Here is an 11,696-nt window from a genome sequence, read left to right on the forward strand (position 1 = left end):
CTTATATAAATGATATACTAGAGGTTGGAATTATTAGGAGTAAGGGAGAGGAACCATGGGGAAGAATTCAAATCATAAAAAATCGCATTTACCTTTCCGTTTAAATATTATCTTTTTTATCGTTTTCCTTTTATTCGCAGGTCTGATTTTGCAATTAGGCGTCGTGCAAATTTTAACGGGAGAATCTGCACAAGAAGAAATAGATCGGACGGAAAATACAACAACCACCATCCCAGTGCCGAGGGGAGAAATGTACGATCGGTTTGGCCGGGTAATGGTGAATAACCAACCTCTTTACTCAATTACATATACACCACCTAAAGGGGTTCAGGCAGAAGATCGATTAGAAGTGGCTGAAGCCATGGCTCAATATATTAAGATGGATTTTGAAGATGAATTGACAGATAGAGATTTACGAGAATATTTCTTTTTAAAAAATGAGCAGGAAGTTACTGAACGCCTTTCAGAAGAAGATGTTGAAGACTTAGACAATGGAGAAGTTTATCAAGCGCAAATAGACAGTATCACGGAAGAAGAAATTAATGATTTTGATGATGAAACAAAAGAAATTATTGCAATTAAAAAAGAACTGGATAAAGCATATACCTTATCTCCCCACGTAGTGAAGAACGCGGATATTTCACAAGAGGAATACTCAACTGTCGCTGAACACTTATCTGAACTTCCAGGGATTAACGTTACATCCGACTGGGAGAGAGACTTTCCTTATGATAATACATTTAGAAGTTTCATCGGAGGCATCACGACAAGTGAGCAAGGTATTCCTCGTGATGAGGAAGATTATTATATGTCTCTGGACTACAGTCGTAACGACCGCGTAGGTACCAGCGGATTAGAAGAACAGTATGAGAGTGTTCTGAGGGGAACGAAGGAAAAAGTTCAGTACACGACAGATAAAAATAATACCGTTATTGATACGGAAGTTGTTCGGGAAGGTTCACGGGGGAAAGACCTTATGCTCTCTTTAGATGTTGAATTGCAGCAGGAAGTCGATGATATTGTTGAAGAAGAGCTGGTGAAAGCAATTGAAGAAGAACCGCAGGCGAACCGACACATGGAGAATGCGGTTGTAGTTATGTCTGATCCTAACAATGGGGAAGTTCTTGCTGTTTCAGGAAAACAATACAATCGTGATCGAGAACCGGGCGATGATAAAGTTTCAGATGCATCTTATCAAGCTGTATATAATGCCTATACGCCGGGTTCAACAGTTAAAGGTGCTACGGTGCTTACAGGCCTTAAAGAAGGAGTCATCACCCCAGGCACGGTGGTAAATGACAGGACATTAAGGTTTCAAGGTACGGCTAACAAGAGTTCCTATAGACCAGGGATTGGTAATGTAAATTATCGCCAGGCATTACAGCAATCTTCAAACGTATACATGTTCTATATTGCGATGTGGATGGGCGGACACGAATATGTAGAAAATGGGCCGTTAAATTTACAAAGTGACACATTGCAAAGATTCAATTATAACTTTAATCAGTTCGGCTTAGGAGTAGAAACCGGGATAGATTTTCCTTATGAAGCCAAAGGATTTGAGGAAATGAGTTTCCCTAATCCAGGCGTGGTCTTGGATTACTCCATTGGTCAGTACAGCACATATACAGCTATGCAGTTGAATCAATATGTGTCGACGATCGCCAATGGCGGAAATCGCGTCCGGCCGAAATTAGTAAAGGAAGTTCATAACCCAAATGAAGAGGAAGAGGGGTTAGGGCCTTTATACAATAAGTATGATACCGAAGTTATGAACAGGCTGACGATGGATGAAGAGGATATAACTAGAGTTCAAGAAGCTTTCCGCGATGTAATGCTTCCTGGAGGTACTGCATCCGGATATTTCAACGGTGTGGACTATCAACCTGCAGGAAAAACTGGTACCGCTCAGGAGATAGTTACTGAAAGAGATGAAAATGGGGATATAGTTTATGGTGCAGACGATAAACCTGTGCAATATGAAACTTTAAATTTAACTATGGTAGGGTATGCGCCTTTTGATGATCCAGAAGTAGCTTTTTCTGTTATGGTTCCATTTACAGGAGAAGATTCTGATACAAGCATTAATGGGGACATTTCCCGCAGGATTTTGGATGCATATTTTGACCTTAAAGACGAACGAGAAGAAAACGGAATAAACTTAGAGTTAACAGACGCAGATGAAAACACAGAAGATGTGGAAGAGGAGTGATGCTATGAGGCATCACTCTTTTTTTGTGTGTAAAATAAAAACCGTTTTCCTGATTTTTATACATAAAATAAACTTGTTTACAAAACCTTTACGTTGCTTTCATATGTACTTAAAATTACCTAGTTAGTATATAAAATGTAAGTTGGCTCAGCCAATACACAAATCATTCAGAATTATAGGGGGAGAAGGAACATGAAAAGCTTTAAAAATTTTGCACTTCTTTTCGCATTCATTCTAGTACTAGGAGTACTAGCAGCATGTGGCTCTTCGGACGAAGAAACACAAGGTGATTCAGAAGGTGGAGAAGATTCTGAAGTATCTGGTCAAATCGCTATTGATGGATCTTCTACAGTATTTCCTATCATGGAAGGGATAACAGCACAGTACGCTCAAGAACATCCTGAAACTGATCCATCTCTAAACAGCTCTGGTTCAGGTGGAGGATTTAAAAAATCAACTGTAGGAGAGATTGATTTAAGCAACGCTTCTCGTCCAATCAGTGAAGAAGAGCAAAAAATTGCTGAGGAAAATGACATTGAACTTAAAGAACTAGAACTTGCTTATGATGGACTTTCAGTGGTAGTGAGCCAGCAAAATGATTTTGTTGATGAGTTAACAGTAGATCAACTTAAAGAGATTTTCTTAGATTCTTCAGATGTAGAAACATGGTCAGATCTAAATTCTGAATGGCCGGACGAGCCTATTAAAATATTCAGCCCGGGACATGACTCTGGTACTTTTGACTATTGGAACGAAACGATTCTTGAAGAAGAGCCAATGAAAGAGGGAGAAAATACGACTCTTTCTGAAGACGATAATACGTTAGTACGCGGAATTGAAAATGATCCTTATGCTATCGGGTTTTTCGGTTATGCCTATTACGAAGCTAACCAAGATTCATTGAAAGTATTAGGGATTGATAATGGAGAGGGTGCAGTAAAACCTGATGCAGAAACGATTCAGGATGGTTCTTACGCTCCACTATCTCGACCGATTTTTACGTATGCAAACCTTGATTCGTTAAAAGAAAAGCCGCAAGTATTAGATTTTGTTAAGTTTACACTTGAAAATGCTGGTGCAAAAGCTGATGAAGTTGGGTATGTTGCACTTAGCGATGAAGAATATAAAGAACAAATTGAAGAAGTCGAAAGCTGGGTAGAGGAAGAATAATTCAGAAAAGCAAAAAGGTTGGTGGGGCCAATTTAGGTCTCACCTTGCCTTATGGGTGAGAGGAGTTTACGTATGGACCAACTTTTGAATGAGGGAAAAGAGTTAAACGTCCAAATGATGATTGAAGAAAAGAGAAAAAATCGCAGCGTAAAAAATATATTTGAAAAAGCAATACCGTATTTTCTTTTTCTTTGTGCGAGTGTAAGTATATTAACAACTCTTGGGATATTATTTACACTTTTAAGGGAATCTGTTGGGTTCTTCTCATCTGTATCCATTGTAGATTTTTACACGGGTGCAAGCTGGGGCCCATGGACCGGTAACTTTGGTGTTGCTCCATTGATTGGTGGAACTTTGTTAATTACTTTAGTAGCAACAGTGGTAGCAGTTCCTATTGGCCTTATGTCTGCCATTTTTTTGAGTGAGTATGCGAACGATCGAGTAAGGAGAGTTATTAAACCTATATTAGAAGTTCTGGCGGGTATTCCTACCGTTGTTTATGGTTTCTTTGCTTTAACTTTTGTTACTCCTGTACTGCAATCATTTATTCCAGGACTTGGTATATTTAACGCGTTAAGCGCCGGGATTGTCGTAGGAGTTATGATTATTCCGATGATTGCTTCTTTATCTGAAGATGCATTAAATGCTGTCCCTAATTCGTTACGTGAAGGGGCTTATGGACTAGGTTCTACAAAACTGGAAGTGGTATTCAAAGTGTTACTGCCAGCAGGTTTTTCTGGTATTGTAGCTTCCATTGTTCTTGCGATTTCAAGGGCGATAGGAGAAACGATGATTGTTACAATCGCTGCCGGTGCTACGCCGAACCTGACCATGAATCCGACAGAATCCGTTCAAACGATGACCGCATTCATCGTTCAAGCTGCTACGGGCGATACAAGCTTTGGTTCTGACATCTATTATAGTTTGTATGCTGTTGGTATGACGCTGTTTGTCATCACTTTAGTAATGAATTTACTGGCCCAATACATCTCACGGAAGTTTAGGGAGGAGTATTAATGTTTGAAAAGAACGTAGGGAATTTACAAAAGAAAATGACGAATAGAGTGTGGCTGAATAAAGGAATGATGGTATTATTCCTTTTAGCAACATTAGTCGGACTTGTTGTTTTAGGTGCATTATTTTACCGTGTATTGACTCAAGGATCTGGATATTTAAGTTTAGATTTTATAACTAGCCTTCCTTCCCCTTCATTTGAAGACGCAGGAATATGGGCAGGCTTAATTGGTTCAATATGGCTAATGGCTATTGTAGCTGTAGTGTCGATTATCATTGGAGTGTCTACCTCTATTTATTTAGAAGAGTACGCTCCGAAAAACAAGTTGACAGAAATTATTAGAATCAATATTCAAAATTTAGCAGGTGTGCCTTCCGTTGTTTTTGGGTTGTTAGGATTAACCTTTTTCGTATATATGTTTGCGATTGGTTATCGACTCCTTGCTGGAGGGTTAACGATGGCTCTGCTTATTCTTCCCATTATAGTAGTTGCTTCTCAAGAATCGTTACGCTCTGTACCAAATGAGATTAAAGAAGCCTCCATGGGAATGGGTGCTACAAAGTGGCAGACGATTGCACGCGTTATTCTGCCGGCAGCATTACCTGGTATTTTAACAGGTACTATACTTGCCTTGTCACGTGCGATTGGGGAAACGGCACCACTTATTATTGTAGGTGCCGCAGCTGCCATTTACACGTTACCTGACTCTTTATTATCTAAATACACCGCTATGCCGATTCAAATTTACAATTGGACAGCACGTCCTCAAGAAGAATGGCAATATGTAGCTGGTGCCGGAATCATTGTTTTACTAGCTGTCCTACTGCTTATGAATTCTATTGCCGTATTAATAAGAAATAAATTTCAGAGACGCCTATAAATGGATGAGGAGGATTTCAATATGAATAAACTAAGAGAAAAGAAGTCTTCAAACAAAGAGAATGAAAAGCCAACCGTAATTCCACAAGTGCAAATTCAATCAAATAACGAGGTGGATTCTAAGCGGAATGTATTTGAAGTAGAGGATTTAAATTTATGGTATGGTTCAAATCAAGCTCTTTACGAAATTAATATGAAAATTCCTGAAAAGCAAGTTACAGCAATCATTGGTCCGTCAGGTTGTGGTAAATCCACTTACTTGAAAGCACTCAACCGAATGGTAGAGATGGTTCCTATTGTAAAAACATCGGGAACAATTAAATACAATGATCAAAACATTTACAAAGATAAGCTGACGGTTGAGTATTTGAGAACAAAAGTAGGTATGGTATTCCAAAAACCAAATCCATTTCCGAAGTCTGTTTATGATAACGTAGCCTATGGGCCGAGGGTGCATGGTATTAAGAAAAAAGCAATTTTAGACCAGATCGTTGAAAAAAGCTTAAAAGATGCAGCGATTTGGGAGGAACTAAAAGATCGGCTTAATGAAAATGCTTATGGGTTATCCGGGGGTCAGCAGCAAAGGGTTTGTATTGCCCGCGCTTTAGCTGTTGAACCTGATGTTATCTTAATGGACGAACCGACATCTGCATTAGACCCGATCTCCACTTTGAAGGTTGAAGAACTTGTTCAAGAATTAAAGAAAAAATACAGCATTATCATAGTTACTCATAACATGCAGCAGGCAGCTAGAATTTCAGATAAAACAGCCTTTTTTTTAAATGGTGAGTTAATTGAGTACAGCAGTACAGATGACTTATTTCAAAATCCGAGTGACAAACGAACAGAAGATTATATTACTGGACGCTTTGGTTAAAATCTCTCGAAAGGAAGTTGGTTATGGCAATTCGTTTACAGTTTGAAGAAGAACTAGCAAAAGTTAAAAACCATATTAATGAGATGTCTCTAAGTACTAAAGAAGCTCTGGACCGTGCCATTCACATTTTATATCAAGGTAATGTTCAACAAGCTAAGCAGCTGATAAAAGATGACAAAGTTATTGATCTAAAAGAAGAAGAGATTAACGAAGAAGCGATTGGAATGATCGCAAAACAGCAGCCTGTAGCTACAGATTTAAGACGTTTGGTCGTGGCTATTAAAATTTCTGCTGATCTTGAAAGAATGGCAGATCATACAAAGAATATTGCTAAAGCGACAATACACTTGGGTGAGGATCATGGTATCACGATTCACCCCCAACTTAGAGAGATGGGCATTTTAGCTATGGATATGGTTGATCTATCCATTAAAGCTTTTGAAAATGAAGATATTACTTTAGCGAAGAAACTTGCAGAAATGGACGATACGATGGATAAGATGTACGGAGAAGTTGTGAAGGAACTTCTTGAAAGTACGGCTATAAATCCAGAGCAGATTCAACATATCATGCAGATGGCTTATACGGCCCGTTATATTGAACGATTTGCTGATCATATTACTAATATCGGTGAGAATGTATTATATTTAGTAAAGGGTAAAAATGTTGATTTAAATAGTTAGAAAAAAGGTATGAGGATGAACTCATACCTTTTTAAAATCGTATATTCACCTTGTAATCGTATCAGCAACTTCATCTCTATTCATACTTTCACTTAACTCAAACTCGCCAATTTGAATATATTGCGTTAATTTTCGATCAGATAAATAAATATCAAATGATTCAGCATCTTCTATAATGCCTTGTTGTTCAAGAGTTTGGCTTATATCTGTTGAGCTGATTCCCTCTTCAATGACGAGAGTATAAGTTTTAGTTTTGTTCTCTTCTCCTTCTTCACTATCTTTCTCTTGACTTTCCACTTCATCTGCCTGATTTCGTTCATCACCATCAGTTTCATTTGTACTTTCTTCTTTGGAAGCGGCGGTCGTTTGAGAATGAACAGCTTGATTGACTTTTTCTTGAAGCTGTTCATCGGTTAACACGTTATAACCGCCAGCTTCCATTTCATTTATCATATCTATCTCATCCATAGTGGCTGTGCTCTCAGCCTGCTCGTTTGGTCCAATCCAGTAATTCATCCCCATTACAACTGTAGAAACAAAAATTCCTAGTGAAAAAAAACGTAAGGATTGTTTCATTGAGGGACACCCTTTGCAGAATAGCTATAAACAATGTTTTTTACATCCGCAACACTCATGTTTGTTTCTTGAGCAATTCTTTCTGTTGAATATCCACCCTGGTACATACTTTTAATCGTTTGAGCGAGGGAAGGAGACTTGGAGGAAGAGGAACGAGGATGTTTTATCATTTCCTCTGTTAAGTCCCCCGTCAAAAGTTCTTCTTCCAAAACGTTTAATTTTTTCTTTACTTGATATGTATCTTGCATTACTTGGATCGATAGTTGTTCGACTTGGTCTTCTACATCTTTTAAACGATCATTCATGAAAAATGAAGCGATAAAAAGCACAACACTAATTGCAGTTAAAGTAATTAAAATAGGCATCATTGTTACATTCCTCTCTTTCCTCGTACAGTTATACCATATTTTAAGAGGGATTTCTATAAGCTAATTCGTCTATTTACATTTACACACTTGAAAGCCAATCGAAGTTTTGGTACGATTATAAAGTCTGATTATGTGGATAAAGACAGTGAATTGAATCATGATTTGGAGGGATAAACCATGCGTGTAAATATCACACTTGCTTGCACTGAAACTGGTGACCGCAATTATATTTCTACAAAAAACAAGCGTACAAACCCTGAACGTATTGAGCTTAAAAAATACAGCCCACGTCTAGGAAAGCATACGCTTCATCGCGAGACTAAATAAGCAGCGGAGTTTTATACTCTGCTGTTTTTTTATAGGGATGATGACATGAAAAAACAATTATTACGTGAGCAAGGAAAACTTACTCTCAAAGCCTTTTCTAAACAAGAAAAAATAGAAACGGAGCGGCAATTATACAATCAATTATTCCGCTCATCTTTCTATAAAGAAGCTAAGGTCATTGGTGTTACATTATCATTAAAGAATGAATGGAATACCTATCCGATTATTGAAAAAGCTTGGGAAGATAATAAAGTCGTAGCTGTGCCTAAAAGTGATCCTCTAACTAAAACAATGACATTTTACAAGTTAACCGATTTTAGTCAATTGGAGATCGTGTATTTTGGCTTAAAAGAACCATCTCCACATCAAACTTACCCAGTAGAAAAGAAAGACATTAATCTTATATTAGTCCCAGGTTTACTTTTTGATCGAAGTGGGTTCAGAATTGGTTATGGTGGAGGGTTTTATGATAGGTACTTAAAAGATTATCAAGGTTACACAGTCTCTCTGCTCTCTCATCGTCAGCTGATAGAAGAGATTCCTTATGAATCGTTCGATCAGCCTGTCCATCAATTAATTCTTGAGAATGAAGTCGTTCGCACGACATCATCCATAGAATAAACAATTCTTTACATGGAGAAACTATGTGAAACCCAATTTCTACTGGAGGTTTCCATAGATGAAAAATAAAAGTATCCTTGTCACACTACTCATAACTTCTGTTGGTACTGCCCTTTTCTTTTTCAGGAATAAGCTGATCCCAATCGTGGCTTCCGTCCCAATTTTAAGAAAGTATAGCGTACGGTTTGTTATGAAAATACCTTTTGTAAGGAAAAAGCTGATGGGGAATCTTTTTAAGTAAAAACGTTTTATATAAAGATTCCTTCATTTTTGTCACAGAAAAAGTTAAAGCCACGCTTCCTGTGATGCAAAAGGGAAAGTCTATTCTTTCTGAAAGCGGTACTTTTTCGTTGTTTTTAATGAGTGAGCTCTGATCTAAAAAGGATTCAAGGAAACGACTCCGTTTCCTTGAATCCTTTATTTTATTGGACGATTGAAATGCTCCTGAATATTAAAAAATCATGAGAATACTGATGTTTCTTTATAAGCTGACTACCTGTGTAGAAGATAGCTTACTTCAACACAATCAATCGTGGTATGATTTTCTTAGGAGAGGGGGAGAGTGGTGTTCATTAAACAAGAGTTCTATTTGTGGAAGGTAACGTATGACTTAGTGGTTAAACACAAGTATGAAATAGTTTATATAGATGAACACAAGAGTGAGGTCTGGCTCGCCAAAAATAAAAGGGGCGAACAGAACGTTTTAAGGCTTGTGCATAAGGAATTAAACTGGAGAAATGAATTAAAAAGAGATGTGATCAACGCCCAAGAGCAAGTTAGAAAGAATAATCATATGTTTCGTGGAGGCCGAACTCATCTTCACTGCATTTTTGTTTCTGAATATCCCCCGATTGATGCATGGGAAGAAGTTGAGATTCCACTCAAAAAGCGTATAAAACAAGTAAGTGTATACTATTTGAATGATCAAGAGAAAGTAAGAGGAGACTCCCGGTTTTTTGAGAAATTTCAATTAGAAATGACGAAGACCGATTATGAATTAGACGATATAGAATATGAAAGTCAGGTTGATTATTTAAAACAGAAAGTTATGACGATTCAAAGAAAAAGAAGAAAAGAACTCCAGGAAGTTTTTTCTCATGGAAAAACTGTAGCTGCTTTTGTACTCATTGTTATTAACCTTACTCTTTTTGCGGTGATGGAATGGAAAGGTAACAGTACTTCTGCCTTAACATTGATTGAATTTGGAGCTAAATATAATCCTGCTATCCTTGAAGGGGAGTGGTGGAGGATTGTAACTTCCATGTTTCTTCATATTGGAATTGTTCATCTGTTAATGAATATGCTCGCGTTATTTTATTTAGGAATAGCTGTGGAGAAGATCTATGGTTCGACGAGGTTTCTTACGGTATATTTTCTAGCAGGGATATTTGGTGGAACAGCAAGCTTTATGCTTAATCCTCAAATTGCTGCAGGAGCATCTGGAGCTATATTTGGCCTATTTGGTGCATTATTGTTCTTTGGACTCAACAATAAACGTGTCTTCTTTCAAACGATGGGCTACAATCTAATCATGATTATTGGAATAAATATTGCTTTCGGTATCATAGTGCCGCAGATTGACAATGGAGCTCACATCGGAGGTTTAATTGGGGGATTTATTGCATCTATGATGGTAGGTCTTCCTAAGCGTTCCAACCAGTTGAAAAGCAAACTAATGGCTGTGCTTTTATATAGTTTGTTAATGGTCTCAATGATTACTATTGGAGTTTACAAAGGAGATGGAGAGCAATCTGCTCTCTCTCATTTGCAGATCTCACAAGAATTAAATGAATCAAAGCAGTTTATTGAATCAATAGAAACAACTACGAAGGCTTTGCATCATCCGGGAAATTATGAAGCTGAATTATTATTTAATCGTTCATATGCATACTCCCAAAACAATCAGCTTTCTTTAGCAAAGCAGGATTTAATTAAGGTTATAGAGCTCCAGCCAAAAATGGCAGAAGCTCATTATAACTTAGCCCTTATTTATCAATCGGAGGGAGATTTGAACTCAGCTAAACAGTTTGCTGAAGAAGCAGCTAGCCTTCAACCTGCACAAGAAGATTTTCAAAAATTAATTAATCAATTCAATAATATTGAATAAGCTGATTTTTTTCCCCTTGGTCATCTTCGTAGAGTACCATTAAATGCTTGCCTTTTTTATCAAATAAAAGCAGAGGAATATAACTTTGTATAGGATGTTTAGACTTTGCATCTTTAATTCCTAAAACATAATTCTTATATAGACCTTCCCATAATTGACCGGAGATTCTATTGTACTGTCCTTGAGGTATAAATGGGAACGGGTTTTCTTCATTGTAAGAAGGTAAGTCAGTTAATGGTACTTGTTCATATTTTTCTGAGGGTATCTGGTAATATGCTTTTAGTTCATCCCACTGAGCGGTAAGCTGCTGGTAAATAGAATGGTCAAGTTTATTTTTCCACTTTTCTTCTTCTTTCGTTTCGGGTTTTTTAAACGCAATTCGGTTAGAGTGTGGAGAGTCAATAATGTATAGCAAATCCCCTGAAGTTGCTTGAATACTATTTATTACATCATCATCTTTATGTATTTCTCCGTGATGAAAACTAACGGCTTCATATTTCTTGGTGTCTTCTCCATGGAGCGTGGAATGTTTATTTATTACATCTGCATTTTCCTTCCACTTGTTGACTACACCTTTTAACCGGCCGTTTACATATAACAAAGATACATCTTGTCTTAGATACACTTTTTCGTTACTTTTTGATTTAATCTTCCAGCCAACCTCATATTCATCGTCTCCTTCTCCTTCCTGAAACGACAGAGAGGTTTCTGCATATTCAAACTTTCCTTCTTCATCAATGGGAAAATATTTAACTACCGATTCCTCTTTTGTAACTTGATAAAAGTAAAAAAATGTTAAGGATAGCAGACTTACACAAATTGATAACCAAATGTATTTCAATCTCTAGCATCCCCTTTAAC

General features: G+C 37.4%; 13 protein-coding genes. 10 read left to right on the forward strand and 3 right to left on the reverse strand.

Annotated elements, in window-relative coordinates; translation table 11 throughout:
- Positions 1-55: 55 nt before the first annotated feature.
- The 6 genes from ACGTNH_RS09240 to phoU all read left to right on the forward strand — a co-directional run bounded on the left by ACGTNH_RS09240 (position 56) and on the right by phoU (position 6,836).
- Complete coding sequence (locus ACGTNH_RS09240) at positions 56-2,212, forward strand: peptidoglycan D,D-transpeptidase FtsI family protein (protein WP_394586425.1); 2,157 nt, start codon at positions 56-58, stop codon at positions 2,210-2,212.
- A 192-nt stretch (positions 2,213-2,404) separates the two neighbouring features.
- The gene (locus ACGTNH_RS09245) at positions 2,405-3,382 is read left to right on the forward strand and encodes a PstS family phosphate ABC transporter substrate-binding protein (protein ID WP_394586426.1); all 978 of its coding nucleotides are present in this window, start codon (positions 2,405-2,407) and stop codon (positions 3,380-3,382) included.
- Positions 3,383-3,454: 72 nt separating this feature from the next.
- The gene (pstC, locus tag ACGTNH_RS09250) at positions 3,455-4,399 is read left to right on the forward strand and encodes a phosphate ABC transporter permease subunit PstC (protein WP_394586427.1); all 945 of its coding nucleotides are present in this window, start codon (positions 3,455-3,457) and stop codon (positions 4,397-4,399) included.
- Positions 4,399-5,277, forward strand: a complete 879-nt coding sequence (gene pstA, locus ACGTNH_RS09255) for a phosphate ABC transporter permease PstA (RefSeq protein WP_394586428.1) — start codon at positions 4,399-4,401, stop codon at positions 5,275-5,277. Before pstC ends, pstA begins: the two co-directional genes overlap by 1 nt.
- A 21-nt stretch (positions 5,278-5,298) precedes the next feature.
- A complete protein-coding gene (gene pstB, locus ACGTNH_RS09260) occupies positions 5,299-6,153 on the forward strand; it encodes a phosphate ABC transporter ATP-binding protein PstB (RefSeq protein WP_394586429.1) in 855 nt (284 codons plus the stop codon).
- A 23-nt stretch (positions 6,154-6,176) separates the two neighbouring features.
- The gene (gene phoU / locus ACGTNH_RS09265) at positions 6,177-6,836 is read left to right on the forward strand and encodes a phosphate signaling complex protein PhoU (protein ID WP_394586430.1); all 660 of its coding nucleotides are present in this window, start codon (positions 6,177-6,179) and stop codon (positions 6,834-6,836) included.
- Between the two features lie 45 nt (positions 6,837-6,881).
- Here phoU and ACGTNH_RS09270 read toward each other — a convergent pair whose 3' ends face one another.
- Together ACGTNH_RS09270 and ACGTNH_RS09275 are read right to left on the reverse strand one after the other, a co-directional pair.
- Complete coding sequence (locus ACGTNH_RS09270; protein WP_394586431.1) at positions 6,882-7,412, reverse strand: hypothetical protein; 531 nt, start codon at positions 7,410-7,412, stop codon at positions 6,882-6,884.
- Positions 7,409-7,780 carry a hypothetical protein gene (locus ACGTNH_RS09275; RefSeq protein ID WP_394586432.1) on the reverse strand — a complete coding sequence of 124 codons (372 nt, stop codon included), beginning with the start codon at positions 7,778-7,780 and terminating at the stop codon, positions 7,409-7,411. Before ACGTNH_RS09275 ends, ACGTNH_RS09270 begins: the two co-directional genes overlap by 4 nt.
- 177 nt (positions 7,781-7,957) lie before the next feature.
- Here ACGTNH_RS09275 and rpmG point away from each other — a divergent pair, with 177 nt between their 5' ends.
- The 4 genes from rpmG to ACGTNH_RS09290 all read left to right on the forward strand — a co-directional run bounded on the left by rpmG (position 7,958) and on the right by ACGTNH_RS09290 (position 10,835).
- Positions 7,958-8,107 carry a 50S ribosomal protein L33 gene (gene rpmG, locus ACGTNH_RS09280; protein ID WP_188375694.1) on the forward strand — a complete coding sequence of 50 codons (150 nt, stop codon included), beginning with the start codon at positions 7,958-7,960 and terminating at the stop codon, positions 8,105-8,107.
- A gap of 45 nt (positions 8,108-8,152) precedes the next feature.
- Positions 8,153-8,728: a 5-formyltetrahydrofolate cyclo-ligase gene (locus ACGTNH_RS09285; RefSeq protein WP_394586433.1), complete on the forward strand. Its 576-nt coding sequence runs from the start codon at positions 8,153-8,155 to the stop codon at positions 8,726-8,728.
- Positions 8,729-8,786: 58 nt separating this feature from the next.
- Positions 8,787-8,969, forward strand: a complete 183-nt coding sequence (yqgO, locus tag ACGTNH_RS21165) for a protein YqgO (protein WP_507161310.1) — start codon at positions 8,787-8,789, stop codon at positions 8,967-8,969.
- 324 nt (positions 8,970-9,293) lie between these two features.
- Positions 9,294-10,835, forward strand: a complete 1,542-nt coding sequence (locus ACGTNH_RS09290) for a rhomboid family intramembrane serine protease (protein ID WP_394586434.1) — start codon at positions 9,294-9,296, stop codon at positions 10,833-10,835.
- Here ACGTNH_RS09290 and ACGTNH_RS09295 read toward each other — a convergent pair.
- Positions 10,819-11,676 (reverse strand): hypothetical protein, encoded by an 858-nt coding sequence (locus ACGTNH_RS09295; protein ID WP_394586435.1) that lies wholly within the window; start codon positions 11,674-11,676, stop codon positions 10,819-10,821. The two genes, ACGTNH_RS09290 and ACGTNH_RS09295, sit on opposite strands and share 17 nt — an antisense overlap.
- Positions 11,677-11,696 lie beyond the last annotated feature (20 nt).

This window comes from Halobacillus sp. B23F22_1 (genome assembly GCF_043497005.1).
GTDB lineage: Bacteria > Bacillota > Bacilli > Bacillales > Halobacillaceae > Halobacillus_A.